The sequence below is a fragment of the Burkholderia sp. Bmkn7 genome (assembly GCF_041103175.1).
In the GTDB taxonomy this organism is placed as follows: domain Bacteria; phylum Pseudomonadota; class Gammaproteobacteria; order Burkholderiales; family Burkholderiaceae; genus Burkholderia; species Burkholderia cepacia.
In genome coordinates this window covers 803,806-821,608 of the sequence record NZ_JBGCUH010000002.1, presented here as the reverse complement: position 1 = coordinate 821,608, position 17,803 = coordinate 803,806, and the positions used below count along the sequence as shown (strand labels likewise).

The window sequence follows — 17,803 nt, the reverse complement described above, 5'->3', positions numbered from 1 at the left end:
CGCCGCCCCGGTTCGCCGGCGGCGAGGCACCGGCATGTCGTCAGGTCAGGACGCCTTCACGAGCTTGACGATCGTCAGCGTGCCGTCGACCTTCTCGATCCGCACCTTGACCTTGTCGCCCGCATGCGCGTGCTCGAGCATCGCCGCGTCCTTCGCCTTGAACGCCATCGTCATCGGCGGCATCCCGACGTTGTCGAGCGCGCCGTGCTTCAGCGTGATCCGGCCGCTCGCGGCATCGACCTTCTTCACTTCGGCATCGGTCAGCGCGGCGTTCGACTCGGCCGCACCGCCCGACGACATCTTCATGCCCGACATGTCCATGCCGGCCATGTCGCCGGCGGCGAAGGCGGGCGCGGTGAAAGCGCCGCTCGCGAGAACGGCTGCGGTGGTGGTGACAGTGATCCACTTCTTCATCGTGATTCTCCGGTTGGGATGGATGGCACGTTCGTGCCGTGAGGTACTGCATCGGAATGCCGCACGCGGCCCGTGCTTCGCGCATGGCGGCGCTGCAGCAGGAGCCAGGCGGCGGGAATGACGAACATCGACAGCAGCGGCGCCGTGATCATGCCGCCGACCATCGGCGCGGCGATGCGCTGCATCACTTCTGAACCGGCACCGTGGCCGACCATGATCGGCACGAGGCCGGCGAGCACGACGGCGACCGTCATCGCCTTCGGCCGCACGCGCAGCACCGCGCCTTCGCGGATCGCGTCGAGCAGCAGCGCGTCGGTCAGCGGTTCGCCGGCATCGAGCCGGCGCTGCAGCGCGCCCTTCAGGTACAGCAGCATCACGACGCCGAATTCGGCGGCCACGCCCGCGAGCGCGATGAAACCCACCGACGTCGCGACGGACACCGCATGGCCGAGCGCCCACACGAGCCAGAAGCCGCCGACCAGCGCGAACGGCACCGTCGACATCAGCAGCAGTGCATCGGCCGCCGAGCCGAACGTGAGAAACAGCAGCACGAAGATCACCACGAGCGTGACGGGCACGACGGTGCGCAGCCTGGCCGCCGCGCGTTCGAGATACTCGAACTGCCCCGACCACGCGATCGAATAGCCGGGCGGCAACGCGACCAGTTGCGCGACGGCCTGCTGCATCGCGCGCACGGCGCGCTGCAGATCGGTGCCGCGGATGTCGACGTACACGTAGCCGGAGAGTCGCGCGTTCTCGCTGCGGATCATCGGCGGCCCGTCGGCGATCGCGATGCGCGCGACATCGCCGAGGCGGATCTGCGCGCCGCGCGCGGTGACGACCGGCAGCTGCCGCAGGTTCTCGACCGAATCGCGCACCTCGCGCGGGTAGCGGAGGTTGATCGGAAAGCGCTCGCGGCCTGCGATCACTTCGCCGACATCGTCGCCGCCGACCGCCGACGACACCACCGACTGGATGTCGGCCACCGACAATCCGTAGCGCGCGGCGGCAAGCCGGTCGATATCGACGTCGATATAGCGGCCGCCGTTCAGCCGTTCCGCAAGCGCGGACGTCACGCCCGGCACGCGCTTCACCGCGGCCTCGACCTGCTTCGCGATCGCGTCGATCCCGGCCAGGTCCGGCCCGGAAATCTTCACGCCGACCGGCGTCTTGATGCCGGTGGACAGCATGTCGAGCCGGTTGCGGATCGGCGGCACCCATACGTTCGACAGGCCCGGCACCTTCACCGTGCGGTCGAGTTCGTCGACGAGCTTCTCCGGCGTCATGCCGGGCCGCCATGCGCTGCGCGGCTTGAACCGGATCGTCGTTTCGAACATCTCGAGCGGCGCGGGATCGGTCGCCGTATCGGCGCGGCCCGACTTGCCGAACACCGTGTCGACCTCGGGCACGGTCTTGATCAGCCGGTCGGTCTGCTGCAGCAGCTCGCTCGCCTTGTCGGCGGAGATGCCCGGCAGCGCGGTCGGCATGTAGAGCAGGTCGCCTTCGTCGAGCGGCGGCATGAATTCGCCGCCGAGCCGCGACAACGGTACGGCCGTCAGTCCGAGCGCGACGACCGCGACGCCGATCGCGACCCACGGCCGCCGGAGCGTCGCGTCGAGCAGCGGCCGGTACACGCGGATCAGCACGCGGTTGATCGGGTTCGCGTGCTCGTGCGGAATGCGGCCGCGCACGAGATAGCCCATCAGCACCGGCACCAGCGTCACCGACAGCCCGGCGGCGGCGGCGATCGTGTACGTCTTCGTGAACGCCAGCGGCGCGAACAGCTTGCCTTCCTGCCCTTCCAGCGAAAACACCGGGATGAACGACAACGTGATGATCAGCAGCGAGAAGAACAGCGCGGGCCCGACCTCCGCGGCCGACGTCGCGACGAGTTCCCATCGTCGCGCGGCCGTGACCGGTTCGCCGGGATGCGCGTGGTCGTACGCCTCGAGATGCTTGTGCGCGTTCTCGATCATCACGATCGCCGCGTCGATCATCGCGCCGATCGCGATCGCGATCCCGCCGAGCGACATCAGGTTCGCGTTGACGCCCTGGTAGCGCATCACGATGAACGCGGCCAGCACGCCGAGCGGCAGCGACAGGATCGCGACGAACGCGCTGCGCAGATGGAACAGGAACACCGCGCAGACGATGCCGACGATGACGAATTCCTCGATCAGCTTGTCCTTCAGGTTGCCCACCGCGCGCTCGATCAGTTGCGAGCGATCGTAGGTCGTGACGATCTCGACGCCGGGCGGCAGCGAACGCTTCAGGTCGGCCAGCTTCGCCTTCACCGCGTCGATCGTCGTGAGCGCGTTCTTGCCCGAGCGCATCACGACGACGCCGCCCGTCACCTCGCCCTGCCCGTTCAGCTCCGCGATCCCGCGCCGCATCGCGGGGCCGACCTGGATGCGCGCGACGTCGCCGAGCAGCACGGGCGTGCCGGCTTCGTTCGTGCGCAGCACCACGTGCCGGAAATCGTCGAGCGTGCGCAGGTAGCCGGTCGAGCGCACCATGTACTCCGACTCGGCCAGCTCGACGACCGAGCCGCCGGACGCCTGGTTCGCGTTGCCGAGCGCATTCGCGATTTCCGCCTGCGTGATGCCGTAGGCGCGCAGCCTGTCCGGATCGAGCACGACCTGGTACTGCCGCACCATGCCGCCGATGCTCGCGACTTCCGAGACGTCCGGCACGGCCTTCAGCTCGAACTTCAGGAACCAGTCGTTGAGCGCGCGCAGTTGCCCGGGATCGTGACGGCCGGTGCGATCGACGAGCGCGTACTCGTACACCCAGCCGACGCCGGTCGCATCCGGGCCGAGCGACACGGTCGCGCCGGCCGGCAGCCGGCTCTGCACCTGGCTCAGGTATTCGAGCACGCGCGAGCGCGCCCAGTACGGATCGGTTCGGTCGTCGAACAGCACGTAGACGAACGCGTCGCCGAACGACGAGTACGCGCGGACGGTTTTCGCGCCGGGCACGCCGAGCAGCGTGGTCGTCAACGGATAGGTCACCTGGTCCTCGACGATCTGCGGCGCCTTGCCCGGGTACGACGCCTTCACGATTACCTGCGTGTCCGACAGGTCGGGCAGCGCATCGAGCGGCGTTTGCCGGAGCGAGTGGACGCCCCATGCGGCGATCAGCACGGTGGCGAGCAGCACGAGGAAGCGGTTGTGGACCGACCAGCGAATGATGCGCGCGATCATCGTTCGCCTCCCTGCGGCTCGACCTTCGTCAGGCGATAGCCGTCGTCGGTCTGCGTGAACGCGAAACGCACCGTCTGGCCCGGCTTCACGCCAGGGAACGCGGTGGCCGACGGCTTGCCGAACGTCATCGTCATCGCGCCCCAGCCGAGCGCCGGCACGGGCTGGTGCGAGAACGTGATGTCGTCGGCCGTGACCTGTTCGACCTTGCCGATGGTTTCGTAGATCGGTGCCGCCGCTTTCGGCGCCGGCCCGGAAGTCACCGCCGCCCCGCTTGCGCTGCTGCCGCTCTCCAGCTTCGGCAGCACGCTCTTCAGGCTCGCCTCCGAATCGATCAGGAACTGCCCCGATGCAACGACCGTATCGCCTTCGTTCAACCCGCCGAGCACTTCCGTGTCGCCGCCGATGTCGTTGCCGGTCGTCACCTGCACCGGCTGGAGCCGGCCGTCGCCGTTCTTCACGATGACGATCGTGCGCTTGCCCGTCGCGATCACCGCTTCGGACGGCACGAGCAGGCGCGACACGCTCGCCTTCCCGGCGACCCGCACGCGCATCAGCATGCCGGGCGTGAGCTTCAGCGCGGCGTTGTCGAGCTCCACGCGCGCCTGCAGCGTGCGGCTGCTCGTGCTGATGCCGGGCAGCACCTCGCGGATGCGTCCGGTGAAATGCCGCGCAGGATCGCCCGCGAAGGTCGCGTCGACGGCCATCCCCGGCTGCACGTTCAACGCAAGCGCTTCCGGCACCTCGACGATGAGCCACAGCGTCGACAGCCCTGCAATCTTCGCCAGCGTCTGTCCGGGCACGACCATCGCGCCGTCCCGCACGTTCAGCTCGCTGACGACGCCGGTTTCCGGCGCGCTCAGCACGACGTGCGTCTGTGCGCGGCCGGTGCGATCGAGGCTCGCGATCATGCCGTCGGGAATCGACAGCGCCCGCATCCGCGCGCGCGATGCGTCGAGCAGGCTGCCGTCCGTCCCGCCGCGCTTGAGTGCGAGATATTCCTCCTGCGGCGCGAGCCAGTCAGGCACGAACAACGATGCGACCGGCGCGCCCTTCGCGATGCGCTGCATCGGTGCGCGCGCATAAAGGCGATCGATGTAGCCGGTGACGCGCGACTGGACGACCTCCGCGCGCGATTCGTCGAACTGCGTGGTGCCCACCGCGTCGAATCCGGCCGCCGTCTGCTGGCGTCTTACCGTCGCATAACGGATGCCGAGATTCTGCTGCAGGCCCGGATCGATCCGGATACCGGACGCGCCGCCGCCCTCGTCCGCATAGACAGGCTGCAACTGCATGTCCATGAATGGCGACTTGCCCGGTTTGTCGAAATGCTGGTTCGGCACCATCGGGTCGTGCCAGTACAGCACCTTGCGGCCCGTGCTCGGGTCGGTGTTGCCGGACGGTGCGGCGCCGGGCGCTACGGACGACGCGGTCGATGCGCCGCCCGCCGCATCGCGCATGCCCGCGACGTAACCGGCGCCGAGCAGCGCCGCGGCGGCAAACGTCAGCAGCACCGCGCGCGCCAGTGATTGCTTTTTCATGAGGTTCTCCTTCACTGCGCGGCGGCCATCGTCGACGGCACGACCTGATATTCGAGCTGCGCCCAGGTCTGCGACACGTCGCGCCTAAGATCGAGCACCTGCAATTGCGCGTCGAGTTGCGCGCGCCGCGCGGCGAACGTATCGGCGAGTGAACCTGTGCCCGCCCGGTAGGCGGCATTGGCCAGCTGCACGCGCTGGTCGGCGGCGGGCAACAGCGATGCACTCAGGTTCGCGATGCGTTCGCGGCCGCTCGCGAGCGTTTCGGACTGCGTGCGGATATCGGCCTGCACCTGGCGCAGCGTGTCCTCGTACATCAGGCGCGCCTTCGTCGCCAGTTCGGCCTTCTCGGCGACATCGCGGTTCTGGCGGTTCCTGCGATTGAGCGGCAACGGAATCGTGACGCCGACGGACACCATGTTCGAATACGCGCCGCCGCGCTGCTGGTACGCAACCTCCCACGTCCAGTTCGGGCGGCGTTCGCTGTTCGCGACGGCGGTATCGGCTTCGGCGACGGCGATATCGTCGGCGGCCGTGATCAGCGCCGGCTGCGATACGCGCAGCTCGTCCGGCGGCAACGACGACACGAACGACTCCGGCGCGGGCGGCGTGCCCGTGACGTCCGACGCCGGCACGGCGGTCCAGCGCGACAACGCGATGAGCGCGGTCTGGTAGACCTGCCGCGCTTTCAGCCATTGATCCTGCGTCTGCGCGAGCATGGCCCGCGCCTGGACGACATCGGCCGCACTCGCCTTCGCGCCGCGATACGACGCCTTCGTCGCGTCGAATTCATGGTTCATGTGATCGAGCAACGCCTGCTGCAACGCGAGCGCCTGCTTCGCGTAGACGGCGTTCAGCCACGCCGTTGCGGTTTGCTGGCGTACGCTCGCGAGCTGCGCGAGATAACCGGCGCGCTCGCGCCCGACCTGCTCGTTGGCCAGTGCCGAACGCAGGCGCCGCTTGTCGCCGGACACCCACTCCTGCTCGATGCCGATGCGGCGCATCGTCATGAAGTCCTGGCCGACGGTGAAGCGCTGGCCGCCATTGACCGGCAGGTTGTCGATGCCGGCCTTGAGCATCGGGTCGGGCAGCTGGCCGGCCTTCACGGCCGCCTCGGAGCTCGCGCGCACCGAAGCCTGGGCGGCCTGCATCGACGCGGAATGATCGGTGGCGGACTGCAGCGCGGCGTCCAGCGTAAAAGGCGGTTGCTGCGCGTGAGCCGCGCCCGCAACCAGCAGCGCCGCCCAAAGCATGGGCGCGCGCCGGCGCGCACACCGCGCAAGCGGCGTGCCGGGATGGAATGACATGGTTTAACCCCAACGGCGGAACCCCATGGGGATTCCACGTCCTGCGCACAGGACGAACCTCACCGCGAATGCGGCGAACCTATCGGATCGGGATCAGTTGATGCGTGGAGGGCGCCACAATCCGTTCGGATCGCGGACCGGGAGAATTTGCGCGTAGTGGAAGGCAACGACGCTGGCGAATGCAGCGGGACGACTGACTTCGGTGCGAGCGGCCGGATGATAGAGACTGCCGAACTGGCATTGCGCCGTCAGCTTGCAGGGCAGGCCCTTCGCTTTCGCGTGGGCCTTGCCGGTGGACGACGACTGCATCGAATCGCAACCCGGCATGTCCGCGGACATGCCGGCGTCCATGTCCGTCGACATCGACATGCCCTGCTGCATCATCGGGCATTCCCCGGCCAGGCCGCTGGCTGCCAGCCCGCTGATGGGCAGCACTGCGCAAAGCAGCAGCAGGATGACGGTCCGGAGAAATTTCATGCGGGCGATTATAGCGCGGGGTTTTGCTGTGTGGCGGCGCATCGATACGGCGGAACGACGCGCCATATCCGCAGCCGCCACCGCACGCTACCGCGCCAGCGCCTCGGCCTCCAGCACGGCCTGCACCGCCGGCCGCGCGCGCACCCGCTCGTACCACGCACGCAGATGCCCATACCGGGTCAGGTCGATATCCGCGTTGTACACCGACCGCATCCATTCGGCCTTGCCCCAGCCGGTCAGCGCGAACAGGTAGGCATCGGCAACGGTGAACGTGTCGCCGGTCAAGTATGCGTTGCCGTCGAGCTGGCGGTCGATCCATGCAAAACGGCTGTCGAGCTTCGTTCTCGCCGGATCGACGTATTTCCCCGCCTGTACCGCATACAGCAGCGGAATGAACCCCTTGTGGATCTCGGTGCCGAGAAAATTGAGCCATTCCATCAACCGGATGCGCGCGAGCGTCCCGTACTTGGGCGCGAGCGCAGCTTCCGGGCACAGATCCGCGAGATACTGCGCGATCACCGGGCCTTCGCGCAGCAGCGTGCGGTCGTCGAGTTCGAGCAGCGGCACGTAGCCGAGTTCGTTCACATCGTAGTAATTGCGTCCGTCTTCAATGACGTGCTTGCGTGCGTCGACCTTGATGACCTCCGCGTCGATGCCGCCTTCGCGCAGCACGATGCAGATGGCCTGCGAACAGCTTCCGGGAGCGTGATAGAGCTTCATGCGTTTCCTTCGTGGGTTGTCCATGTATCGATTCGCCGCGACGCGGGCGCTAATATCTCGCATCGGCGCATCGCCGGGAAGACGGCAGTCGTTTGTGCCGTAGTCACAAAAAATTTACCGACCAGGATTCAGCACGATGAAAACGAGTGCGACCGGATGTTCCGTTGAAGAAGCGATGCGCCTGCTCGGCGGCCGCTGGCGGTTGCTGCTGGTGTCGTATCTGCTCGACGGGCCGCGACGCTTCAGCGACCTGCGCCGCGACATGCCCGGCATCTCGCAGCGCATGCTGACGCTCGACCTGCGCGCACTCGAAGACGCCGGGCTCGTGCGGCGCACCGTCTATCCGGAAGTGCCGGTGCGGGTCGAGTACGACCTGAGCGCCGACGGCGACCGGCTGCGGCCTGTCGTCGAGGTCATGCGCGAATTCGGGCTGTGGCTGAAAGCGCGCGATGCCGCTGCGTCGTGCGACACCGGCGTGACGCCCGGCGCAGCGGCAGCGACCGGATCGGCCCTTCATTCGAACCGATAACCCTACCCCCCTTACGCAGGAACCCCGTTCATGGAACTTCACGCTACCGTCGGCGCGGCGACGTCCGATCTCGACGACGACGAAAGCTTCGCCAACATCTACTGTCACGACGCCGAGCAGGACTATTGCTTCGCGCTGTCGCGCTTTCCGGACGACACGCTGATCGAAGTGATGGTGCGCGACCAGATCACCTGGCGCGTCAAGGATCTGTCGGTGACGCTGACGGACGACACGATCGACATCGAGATCGAACCCGGCATCGCCGCGCGACTCGACGGCCAGACGCGTTACGTGATCCATCTCGCGCCCGGCCAGTACGATCCGGCCACGCTGCGCGCCGCGCTGAAGGAGATCTTCGCGGGGAAAAGCGGGTTTCAGGACGACAGCACGCGCGGTTAACGGCTCAACCGCACCGTCATCGTCGCCTTCGCGAGGGCCTGGTAGTGAGCGGTGTAGCCGACGACCGCAGGCGTCGCGTCAGGTTCGACCGGCAGCTTCGCCACCTTGAGCGCGGTCAGCGTAATGACGTAGCGATGGGTGTCGCCCTGCGGCGGGCACGGGCCAAGATAGCCGACATGGCCGGTGTCGTTCTTCATCGGGACGGCACCCGCCGGCAGTCCGGCAACGTCATTGCCCGAACCGGGCGCGATGCCATGCGCCGACGCCGGTATGTCGGCGACGACCCAGTGCCAGAATCCGGAGCCCGTCGGTGCGTCGGCATCGAACATCGTCAGCAGGTAGCTTTGCGTGCCTTCCGGAACACCGCTCCACCGTATGGATGGCGAAATGTTTTGACCGTGACAGCCGAAGCTGTCCGATACCTGCGCGCGACCGAACGCGCCGCCGGCAAGCTCCGCACTTTCGATCGAGAAATCGCCCGCCCGTGCCGTACCGGCAGCGAGCATCGCCACGCAAAGGGCGAAACGGGGCTTGACTATCGTCATCGTCACCTCACCAGCAAGCAGGAATGGAACGGACATTCTTGCAATCGCGCCGGCCCCGAACAAGACAAGCAAAGGTACCGGTATCGCGACTACCCGGTAATGTCCGGCCATGCCGGCCCCGCTCGCGGAAAGAGCCGGATGCCGGTACATTGGCGGCAAACGGAAGTCCGGGCCGGCCGCTTCCATCATCATTCACGCCCTTCATGCCTGATCCGATCATGACGCGCCCTTCACGACTGCGTTCGCTGCTCCACGGCTCCATGCTGTTCGTCGCCTGCGCATCGATCGCGCCCGCCGCGCAAGCGGCCAAACCGCTGCTCACGTTCAAGGTCGACGACACCGTCACGGCCCGCGTCGAACGGGCGGACAGCGAGCACGTTACCGTGCGCTTCCTGCCGAGCGGCAAGACGCAGACGCTCGACGTGACCGCCGCCGACGAAGAAGGCCGCTATCACCTCGCGTCGGACGACTACAACTTCGACGGCCACCGCGATCTCGCGATGCACGCGACGCTCGGCATGGTGAACGATGGCTACGGCATCTACCTGTACGACGCCGCGCGCCAGCAGTTCGAGCCATTGCGGATGCCGGCGAGCGACATGCCGCACGGCAATTGCGACGGGCTGGTCAACGTCCAGGCGAAGCCGAAGGAGCGCACGCTGTACAGCTCGTGCCGCGGCGGCCCGATCTGGTACACCGATGCGTATCGCTTCGACGGCAGCGGCAGGATGTACCTGTACCAGTCGAGCGAAGCGATACCGGACGACCTGCGCGACCTGCTCGACACCGACAACGGCCCGTCGTCAATGCTGCTGACCTACGACGCGCAAGGCAAGCGCGTCGCGCGCCGCCCCGACGCCTATGGCGGCGGCACCGTCACGTTCAAGGTGCGCCCGGCACGCCTGCCGCTGCACGATGCGATGTCCGATGCACCCACGCGCCGTTATGTCGTCGCGGGCGACACGGTGGAGGTGATCGACGCGAGCGCCGATTTCCAGTGGCTGAAGGTGCGGTATCGCAACCCGCATGCGGGCGCGGTGCAGGGCTGGGTCAGTGCGAAGGAGGCGATGGGCAACTGATGCAAGCGGTCGCGTATTCGCCACGCTTCCCACATATTGAACGCCGAACATCCCATTAATAGGGATACCTGCCCAAATGTTGACGCACTTCCCGCCGCGACTCTAACGTTCTCCCCAACGCCATTCGATTCGGCCGCCCCGCTCGCGGGCGACGGCCGGGCATGGAACACAGGAGACAACCGTGGCCCAATCCGCGTCGCGCACCCACGCGAACCCGCCGGATCGATTGCCCGCCCACGCCGGCATCGCATCCGATTCAACCGCCCGCGCGGCCGCCGCGCAGGCAGCACCTCCCAGCCGCAAGCGCCTGCTGATCCTCGCGCTGCTGTTCATCACGGTCGTGATCAACTATCTCGACCGCAGCAACCTGTCGATCGCCGCGCCCGCGCTGTTCAAGGCACTGAACATCGATCCGGTGCGCGCGGGCCTCGTGTTTTCCGCGTTCGGCTGGACCTACGCGCTGATGCAAGTGCCGGGCGGCTGGCTCGTCGACAAGGTATCGCCGCGCGTGCTGTATGCGGGCGCGCTCGCGCTGTGGTCGGCTGCGACGTTGCTGCTCGGTTTCGCCGGTTCGTTCGTCGGGCTGGTCGTGCTGCGTCTCGCGGTGGGCGCGCTCGAAGCGCCGGCCTACCCGATCAACAACCGCGTGGTGACGACGTGGTTCCCGACCCGCGAGCGCGCGAGCGCGATCGGCGGCTACACGTCGGGCCAGTTCGTCGGCCTCGCGTTCCTCACGCCGGTGCTCGCATGGCTGCAGGTGCATCTGGGCTGGCACATGGTGTTCGTCGCGACCGGCCTCGCCGGCATCGCATGGGCCGCGATCTGGTATGCGGTGTATCGCGAGCCGCGCGCGTTTCGCGGCGTCAATGCGGCCGAGATCGCGCTGATCCGCGACGGCGGCGGCCTCGTCGATCTCGAAGACCGCATCGCGGCGCGCACCGAACGCGCACCGTCGACGTGGCGCGACCTTGGCGTCGTGCTCGGCCGGCGCAAGCTGTGGGGCATCTATCTCGGCCAGTTCGCGCTGAACTCGACGCTGTGGTTCTTCCTCACGTGGTTCCCGACCTACCTCGTCAAGTATCGCGGAATGGACTTCATCAAGTCGGGCTTCCTCGCGTCGCTGCCGTTCCTCGCCGCGTTCGTCGGCGTGCTGTGCTCGGGCGTGCTGTCGGACTGGCTGATGCGTCGCGGCGCGTCGCAGGGCTTCGCGCGCAAGCTGCCGATCATCTCGGGGCTGCTGATCTCGACCAGCATCATCGGCGCGAACTACGTCACGTCGACCGGCTGGGTGATCGCGTTCATGACGATCGCGTTCTTCGGCAACGGCTTCGCGTCGATCACGTGGTCGCTCGTATCGGGGCTCGCGCCCGCGCGGCTGATCGGCCTCACGGGCGGCGTGTTCAACCTGATCGGCAACCTGTCCGCGATCGCGACGCCGATCGTGATCGGGCTGCTCGTGAACGGCGCGGACTTCTCGCGCGCGATCACCTACATCGCCGCGATGGCACTCGCGGGCAGCCTGTCGTACGGTTTGCTCGTCGGCAAGGTCGAACGCCTCGACGCATGAGCCTCGCGAGGGCGGCACACGCGTGCCGCCCTGCCTTGCCGCCGCCCGCGTACCGCGTCAGAACCGCTGAAACCCGTCGCGCGCGAGATCGTGCGGATTGCCCGCCACGTAGTCGAGTGCGCACGCGTCGGTATCGATGCCGACGGTCAGCAGCGTCTCCCAGCGCTCGGTGTCGGGCATCGACGGATCGGCGTGGAAACACACGACGGCCTGATCGCCGGCCGCACCGCACATTGCCGCCGCGCGCTCGCGCACATCGGCGCTCGTCATCCCGTTCACGACTTCGTTCAGGTACGCGAAGCGTTCGCGCGTGGTCGAGCTGTCGGGCATGCACTCGCCGCCGCTCAGCGCGCGATCGAGGAAGTGGTTCGTATGCAGCAGCCAGCCGTCCGGACGCGGCACCACCACGGCGACACCCGACGGGCTCAGCTCGATGCTCGCCGCGCGCGGGTTCGCGTCCTGCCGCGTGAACACGGTCAGCACCGTGGACGCGCTCACGCGCGCGGTGCGCGCGAGTTCGATCGCCTCCTGCACCGTCGCCGCATCTTCCAGCAGGCGCCGCGCGATCGCGTGCACGGGCACACCGGCACTGTCGTTGTCGCTCGCGTGATGCAGGATGTTGAAGTGCAGCCCGAGCCCCGCGCTGTTCACGCCGAGCTTCGCGAGCATCCCGAACTCGGAGAACAGCTTGACGGTGCGGCCGTGCGGCGTCGCGAACCGCATCAGCAGCCCCTGCGGCGCGAGGCTGTCGTGCCAGTCCCACGTCTGCAGCGTGCGCGGCGCGTGCGGGCCGGCCGGCGCGTAGACGGTCGTCGAGCACTCGCCTTCGGCCGATGCGGGCGCGGTCGCGAGGATCTCGGTGCGCGCGTTCAGACACGCGAGCTGCCAGCGCGGCAGGTCGACGCCGTCGGCGATCGCGTCGACTTCGGCGGCCAGCCGCGGGCACCACGCACCGAGCGCGGCCAGGCTCGCTTCGCCGATCTCTCGCGCGCGCTGCGGCTCGATGCCGAGCTTCGGGAAGAACGCGAGGTAAAGCGCGACCGTCTCGCGAATCTCGGCGGCGAAACGCGCGCCGATCAGGCGGCCGCGCTCGTGCGGATCGGTGAGGTCGGTCACGAAGGTGTGCAGCTTCAAGGTCAAATCTCCTGGGTTGAATGGGTTCCGGGCAAGCACGGCCCGGAACGTGATGCATGGCGCAGCCGGTCGACCGGCATGCGCGCCGGCCGAAACGGCGAGACCCGTCAGAACGGTCAGAACGAATAGATGAACTGCATCCCGGCCAGGTCGTTGCTGCGCGCGTACGTGCCGTTGCTCTTCAGGAACACCGGATGGTTCGCCGCGTCGTGGCGATACTCGAGCTTCACGGTGATCTGCTGCGTCGGATAGAACAGCAGGTCGGCCGTGATCGCGTAACGCTGCGCGCCCTTGCACTCGGTGCCGTTCGTCGACGAACCCTGGAAGCACGCCGGATCGATGCCGAAGCCGCTCGACCCGTTCACCGACGGATTGCCGCCCGCGAGCCCGTACTGGATGTTCGTGCCGCCGCCGCCATTCGACGTGTTGTTCAGGTAGTCGAAACGCAGCGTCGCGCCCATGCGGCCGACCCATGCCTGCGTCCACTTCGTATGGCCGAGCAGCGACATCCCGTACCAGCGTGCGGTACCGCCGTTCCACGCCCCCTTCTGCAGCTCGCCGTAGTCGACCTGCGCGTTGACCTGCGTCTTGTCGTGCGTATAGGTCACGTCGGCTTCCACGTACTTGTAGAGGCCGGTCGGCGACGAGCCGTTGCACTGGTAGCCGTAACCGCCCGCCGTCGCGCACGGCGAGAACAGCGACTGCCGGCCGAGCATCGCGGAAATGCCGAAGTCGAAGGCGGTCGACGTCGCGTTGTCGAAACGCGCGGTGATCGTCGGCGTCCAGTTGGTCTTGGTCGTGTTGTTCGCCGCGTTCGCGATCGCGCCGGCGGTGCGCAGCACCTCGTTGCCGATCACGACCTGCCAGAAGCGCGTCATCGCCGCGTTGGAGCCCTTCAGGCCGACGCCGATCAGGTTGCCCGGTTCGCTGAAGTCGTACAGCAGCCCGTGCGTGAGCGTCAGCATCTGGGTCGACGGCTGCACCTCGTAGCCGGCGAGGCTCGGCATCATCCCGATCTCGAAGGTGCGCGTCGTGCTGAGGGGCACGGTCACCACGGCCTGCGTGACGATGTTGTTGCCCACGCCGCCGTGCGAATTGCTGAACACGTTGCCGAAGCCCCGGTTCGGCTGGATCACGACCTCCGCCGACGGCGCCATCGGGCCGACGCCGAAGGTCTTCTTGATGTCGAGGTAGACGTCGCCGATCGTGCTGTTGAAGTAGTCGTACGCGCCCGGGTCGTGGTTCAGGAACTGGAACCCGGACGTGCGCTGTGCGCGGTTGAACAGGTACACGGGATCGACGTAGCCGGTGATGCTCAGGCCCGCGAGCGGGCCGGTCGTCGCGGCTTCCTGCAGCGAGTCGACCTTCAGCGACGCGTTCGCGATCTGCTCGCGCATCTGCTGCAGGTCGTCGTTCGTGAACGCCGGTGCGGAATCGGCGGCCGGCGCGGCGGCGGCGGCCGTGTTGATCGAACCGATCCTCGCGCCGCTCGATGTTGCGGTGGCGGCGCCGGCTGCGTTGGCGGCCGTCGCGGTGCCGGGCGCCTGCGCGGCCAGCATGCTCGCGCGCAGCTCGTTCACCTGCTGCTGCAGCGCGGTGACCTGCGCCTGCAGCGCCTTCATCCTGCTCGCATCGGTCGCCTGCGGCGTGTGCGCGAATGCCGTGGCCGCGTCGAACGCAAGCAGGCACAGCGCCGTCATGTGTTTGAGTGTCATGTTCTGGGTGGTCGTCGGGACGAGCGCGCCCCCGCCCGCCGCGATCAGCGGCGGGGCGCGCGAAAGGTGTGCGGGAATCGGGGAAGCGGCGGCCGGCTTACTCGGTCTTCAGCTTCGTCCAGAGACGGTTCTGCAGACGCATCAGCTCAGGCGGAACCGGCTTGCTGAGGCTCAGCTTGCGGATCACGTCGGCGGGCGGGAACACGGCCGGATCGCTCGTCACTTCGGCGCGCACGAGGCGCTTCGACGACGGCACGGCCGACGGGTACGACGTGTCGTTGGTCAGGTTCGCGCTCTCCTTCTCCGACAGCACGAAGTTGACGAACTTCAGCGCGGCGTCCGGGTGCGGTGCATCCTTCGGCACGGCCATCATGTCGAACCACATCGCGCTGCCCTCGGTCGGGATCACGTACTTGATGTGATACGGCTTCTTCGCGGAAGCGGCCGCGATCCGCGCGGAGTTCACGTCGCCCGACCAGCCGAGCGCGAGGCAGATGTCGCCGCCCGCGAGATCGTTGATGTAGCTGCTCGAATTGAACTGCGTGATGTACGGGCGCACCGACTTCAGCAGCTCGTACGCGGCCTGGTAGTCGGCCGGGTTCGTCGTGTTCGGGTCCTTCTTCAGGTAGACGAACGCCATCCCGAACGCATCGACCGGCGAATCGAGCACCGACACGCCGCAGTGCTTCAGCTTCTGCGCGTACTTCGGATCGAACAGCAGCGCCCAGCTGTCGAGCGGCGCGTCGTTGCCGAGCGCGGCCTTCACCTTCTCGACGTTCATCCCGAGCCCGTCGGTGCCCCAGGTCCACGGAATGCCGTACTGGTTGCCCGGATCGTCCTTCGCGAGCGCCTTCAGGATTTCCGGGTCGAGCAGCCCGTAGTTCGGCACCTGGCTCTTGTCGATCTTGCGGAAGATGCCCGCCTGCAGCTGCCGCGCCCAGAAGATGTCGGACGGCACGACGACGTCGTAACCCGACGTGCCCGACAGCAGCTTCGCCTGCAACGTCTCGTTCGAATCGAACTCCTGGTAGACGACCTTGATGCCGGTCGCCTTCTCGAAGTTCGCGATCGTCGCCTTGCCGATCGAGTTGCCCCAGTTGTACACGTTGACGACGTCCGCCGCGTGCGCAACTGGCGCGCCGGCCCCCAGCACGCCGCCCAGCGCGAGCGCCGCGCATGCCGTTCCCAGATGCCTGCTCCAATCCCCTGCCATGGTTTCCTCCGTCGATATCATGGTCCGTTCGCGATGAACGGGTGTGTGCTTCGGTCCGGAAAAATGTAGCCAGAGGAAATTGGCCGGTCTGCCCTGCCAATAGGGGGACACGCCGCACAATCGGCGCACCCGGTTCCGGCCGGATGCGCCGAGCCGCGAAAACGAAAGCATCCCGAAAGATTCCGTCACCGCTTCGTCAGCCCGGATGCGCGTTCAGGATGCCTGCATACCCGTGCGCGCGCCGAAATCGTCGCCCACGTGCGTGATGCGGCCGCCCATCATCGTCAGCCCGACATCGATGCGGCCGATGTCGTACTGGCCGACCTCGAACAGGTCGTTCTCGAGCACGACGAGATCCGCGCGCTTGCCGGGCGTCAGCGAGCCGACCTCGTGCTCCATCCCGAGCTGGTACGCGCCGTGGATCGTGTACGCGGCGATCAGTTGCGGAATGCTCAGGCGCTCGGCGATGTCCGGGAACACCGGCGCATCGGGCTCGCCCGCGAGCTGGCGCGTATGGCCCGACTCGATGTGTTCGAGCGGCTTGTGCTGGCAGCGGCACTGGCATGCCAGGCCGTCCATGCCGATCGATACCGTCACGCCTTCGTCGAGGAACGTGCGGAACTTGTACATGTTGCTCCAGCGCTCGTGGCCGTAGTGGTCGCGCAGCTGCTCGGTGTACGCGTCGACCACGCCCCATTGCAGCTGCGTGTTCGCCATCACGCCCGCGCGGCGAAAGCGCGGGATGTCGTCCGGATGCGTGAGGAATGCGTGCGTGATCACGTGGCGGCGGTCGCGCGGCGGGTTCGTGCGGTTCACCGCGTCGAAGCCGTCGAGCGCCATCCGCACGGCCGCATCGCCGACGCAATGGACCATCACGTTCGCGTTCGCGCGATCGGCTTCGACCAGGTAACGGTTGAACGTGTCGGCCGGCATCGTCGGTGCTCCGCAGGTGTCCGGGCGGTCCGCGTACGGTTCGAGCAGGTACGCGGTGTGGTTCGCCTCGGTGCCGTCGAGGAACAGCTTCAATGCGCGCGCCTTCACGAGCGGCGAATCGTACTGCTCGCGATACCGGACGAGCGTGCCGACCGGATCGTCGATCTCGCCGATCACCGCGACGCTGCCGACCACCCGCAGCTTCAGGTCGCCCGCGCGCTCCATCGTCTGCAGCGTCTCGTACAGCAGCGACTGGTCGCCGCTCGCGTCGAAGAAGCCCGCGTCGAACACGGTCGTCACGCCGGCCGCGCACAGCTTCTTCTGCCACGGCGGGATCGATTTCAGGTACAGGTCGATGCCGGTCGGCAGCAGGCCGGCCGCGCTGATCCGCTGCATCAGCAACGAATACGCGGCACCGTCGACGATCAGGCCGGTCGGCTCGCCGGTCGCCGCGTCCTTCTCGAACCAGCTCGCGCCTTCCTGCACGGGCGGCGTCGACGCGTCGATACCGGCGATCTCCAGCGCCTTCGAGTTCACCCACATCGTATGGAAATCGGTCGACAGCAGGCACACGGGGCGATCCGCGCAGATCGCGTCGAGCGTCTCCTTGCGCAGCAGCGCGGGCGGAATCGTCGCCTGCACCCAGCCCATTCCGGTGATCGCCGGCTCGTCCGGATGCGATTCGACATACGCGCGCAGCGCGCCGAGCACCTTCTGCGGATCCTCGTAATTCACGAACGCCTGGAACGCGAACGCGGTCGTCTCGAAGTGCCAGTGCGATTCGACGAAGCCCGGCAGCACGAGCCGGCCGGCCGCGTCGACGACCTTCGTCTGCGCGCCGACGAACGCCTGCACGGCCGCCGTGTCGCCCACGTAAACGATCCGGCCGTCGCGCACGGCGACGGCCTGCGCCCAGGGCTTGTGCGGATCGACGGTATAGACCTTCGCGTGGGTCAGAACGAAATCCGCCGGCGTCGTGGCGGCGTGCGTCGGTTGCATCTGCATGGCCTGTCCTTTCTGGTCATCAGGTTTT

General features: G+C 67.4%; 15 protein-coding genes. 4 read left to right on the top strand and 11 right to left on the bottom strand.

The window, feature by feature from the left end:
• Window positions 1-45: 45 nt before the first annotated feature.
• From AB3K92_RS09610 to AB3K92_RS09585, 6 genes are all read right to left on the bottom strand, one after another.
• Complete coding sequence (locus tag AB3K92_RS09610; protein WP_059488773.1) at window positions 46-414, bottom strand: copper-binding protein; 369 nt, start codon at window positions 412-414, stop codon at window positions 46-48.
• Window positions 411-3,617, bottom strand: a complete 3,207-nt coding sequence (locus AB3K92_RS09605; protein ID WP_369464906.1) for an efflux RND transporter permease subunit — start codon at window positions 3,615-3,617, stop codon at window positions 411-413. Before AB3K92_RS09605 ends, AB3K92_RS09610 begins: the two co-directional genes overlap by 4 nt.
• A complete protein-coding gene (locus AB3K92_RS09600) occupies window positions 3,614-5,155 on the bottom strand; it encodes an efflux RND transporter periplasmic adaptor subunit (RefSeq protein ID WP_369464905.1) in 1,542 nt (513 codons plus the stop codon). Before AB3K92_RS09600 ends, AB3K92_RS09605 begins: the two co-directional genes overlap by 4 nt.
• 11 nt (window positions 5,156-5,166) lie before the next feature.
• Entirely contained in the window at window positions 5,167-6,459 is a 1,293-nt protein-coding gene (locus tag AB3K92_RS09595; protein WP_369464904.1) for a TolC family protein, read from the bottom strand.
• A 93-nt stretch (window positions 6,460-6,552) separates the two neighbouring features.
• Window positions 6,553-6,936: a hypothetical protein gene (locus tag AB3K92_RS09590; protein WP_369464903.1), complete on the bottom strand. Its 384-nt coding sequence runs from the start codon at window positions 6,934-6,936 to the stop codon at window positions 6,553-6,555.
• A gap of 87 nt (window positions 6,937-7,023) precedes the next feature.
• Window positions 7,024-7,656, bottom strand: a complete 633-nt coding sequence (locus AB3K92_RS09585; RefSeq protein ID WP_369464901.1) for a glutathione binding-like protein — start codon at window positions 7,654-7,656, stop codon at window positions 7,024-7,026.
• A gap of 136 nt (window positions 7,657-7,792) precedes the next feature.
• Here AB3K92_RS09585 and AB3K92_RS09580 point away from each other — a divergent pair, with 136 nt between their 5' ends.
• On the top strand, window positions 7,793-8,185 hold the full coding sequence (locus AB3K92_RS09580; protein WP_369464899.1) for a winged helix-turn-helix transcriptional regulator: 393 nt from the start codon (window positions 7,793-7,795) through the stop codon (window positions 8,183-8,185).
• Between the two features lie 30 nt (window positions 8,186-8,215).
• Window positions 8,216-8,584: a hypothetical protein gene (locus AB3K92_RS09575; protein ID WP_059488765.1), complete on the top strand. Its 369-nt coding sequence runs from the start codon at window positions 8,216-8,218 to the stop codon at window positions 8,582-8,584.
• Here the strand turns inward: AB3K92_RS09575 and AB3K92_RS09570 are convergent.
• Window positions 8,581-9,321: a YbhB/YbcL family Raf kinase inhibitor-like protein gene (locus AB3K92_RS09570; RefSeq protein ID WP_260426392.1), complete on the bottom strand. Its 741-nt coding sequence runs from the start codon at window positions 9,319-9,321 to the stop codon at window positions 8,581-8,583. The genes AB3K92_RS09575 and AB3K92_RS09570 overlap by 4 nt on opposite strands.
• A gap of 26 nt (window positions 9,322-9,347) precedes the next feature.
• Between AB3K92_RS09570 and AB3K92_RS09565 the strand changes: the two genes are divergently transcribed.
• Together AB3K92_RS09565 and AB3K92_RS09560 are read left to right on the top strand one after the other, a co-directional pair.
• Complete coding sequence (locus AB3K92_RS09565) at window positions 9,348-10,208, top strand: hypothetical protein (protein WP_060275332.1); 861 nt, start codon at window positions 9,348-9,350, stop codon at window positions 10,206-10,208.
• Window positions 10,209-10,389: 181 nt separating this feature from the next.
• Window positions 10,390-11,775 carry an MFS transporter gene (locus AB3K92_RS09560; RefSeq protein ID WP_369464898.1) on the top strand — a complete coding sequence of 462 codons (1,386 nt, stop codon included), beginning with the start codon at window positions 10,390-10,392 and terminating at the stop codon, window positions 11,773-11,775.
• A 57-nt stretch (window positions 11,776-11,832) separates the two neighbouring features.
• Here the strand turns inward: AB3K92_RS09560 and AB3K92_RS09555 are convergent, their stop codons facing one another.
• The 4 genes from AB3K92_RS09555 to AB3K92_RS09540 all read right to left on the bottom strand — a co-directional run bounded on the left by AB3K92_RS09555 (window position 11,833) and on the right by AB3K92_RS09540 (window position 17,775).
• A complete protein-coding gene (locus tag AB3K92_RS09555; protein ID WP_369464897.1) occupies window positions 11,833-12,909 on the bottom strand; it encodes a C45 family autoproteolytic acyltransferase/hydolase in 1,077 nt (358 codons plus the stop codon).
• A 116-nt stretch (window positions 12,910-13,025) separates the two neighbouring features.
• A complete protein-coding gene (locus AB3K92_RS09550) occupies window positions 13,026-14,624 on the bottom strand; it encodes a DUF3138 family protein (RefSeq protein ID WP_059654237.1) in 1,599 nt (532 codons plus the stop codon).
• Between the two features lie 97 nt (window positions 14,625-14,721).
• Entirely contained in the window at window positions 14,722-15,837 is a 1,116-nt protein-coding gene (locus AB3K92_RS09545; protein ID WP_048024576.1) for a polyamine ABC transporter substrate-binding protein, read from the bottom strand.
• Window positions 15,838-16,050: 213 nt separating this feature from the next.
• Window positions 16,051-17,775, bottom strand: coding sequence for an amidohydrolase (locus tag AB3K92_RS09540; RefSeq protein ID WP_060225277.1), 1,725 nt, complete (start codon window positions 17,773-17,775; stop codon window positions 16,051-16,053).
• Window positions 17,776-17,803: the final 28 nt, after the last annotated feature.

Bases quoted from the DNA above. Each gene is read 5' to 3' on its own strand.
- AB3K92_RS09595 (WP_369464904.1), bottom strand. From the start codon at position 6,459: ATGTCATTCCATCCCGGCACGCCGCTTGCGCGGTGTGCGCGCCGGCGC.
- AB3K92_RS09545 (WP_048024576.1), bottom strand. From the start codon at position 15,837: ATGGCAGGGGATTGGAGCAGGCATCTGGGAACGGCATGCGCGGCGCTC.
- AB3K92_RS09605 (WP_369464906.1), bottom strand. From the start codon at position 3,617: ATGATCGCGCGCATCATTCGCTGGTCGGTCCACAACCGCTTCCTCGTG.
- AB3K92_RS09610 (WP_059488773.1), bottom strand. From the start codon at position 414: ATGAAGAAGTGGATCACTGTCACCACCACCGCAGCCGTTCTCGCGAGC.
- AB3K92_RS09580 (WP_369464899.1), top strand. From the start codon at position 7,793: ATGAAAACGAGTGCGACCGGATGTTCCGTTGAAGAAGCGATGCGCCTG.
- AB3K92_RS09570 (WP_260426392.1), bottom strand. From the start codon at position 9,321: ATGATGATGGAAGCGGCCGGCCCGGACTTCCGTTTGCCGCCAATGTAC.
- AB3K92_RS09550 (WP_059654237.1), bottom strand. From the start codon at position 14,624: ATGACACTCAAACACATGACGGCGCTGTGCCTGCTTGCGTTCGACGCG.
- AB3K92_RS09600 (WP_369464905.1), bottom strand. From the start codon at position 5,155: ATGAAAAAGCAATCACTGGCGCGCGCGGTGCTGCTGACGTTTGCCGCC.
- AB3K92_RS09585 (WP_369464901.1), bottom strand. From the start codon at position 7,656: ATGAAGCTCTATCACGCTCCCGGAAGCTGTTCGCAGGCCATCTGCATC.
- AB3K92_RS09575 (WP_059488765.1), top strand. From the start codon at position 8,216: ATGGAACTTCACGCTACCGTCGGCGCGGCGACGTCCGATCTCGACGAC.
- AB3K92_RS09540 (WP_060225277.1), bottom strand. From the start codon at position 17,775: ATGCAGATGCAACCGACGCACGCCGCCACGACGCCGGCGGATTTCGTT.
- AB3K92_RS09590 (WP_369464903.1), bottom strand. From the start codon at position 6,936: ATGAAATTTCTCCGGACCGTCATCCTGCTGCTGCTTTGCGCAGTGCTG.
- AB3K92_RS09565 (WP_060275332.1), top strand. From the start codon at position 9,348: ATGACGCGCCCTTCACGACTGCGTTCGCTGCTCCACGGCTCCATGCTG.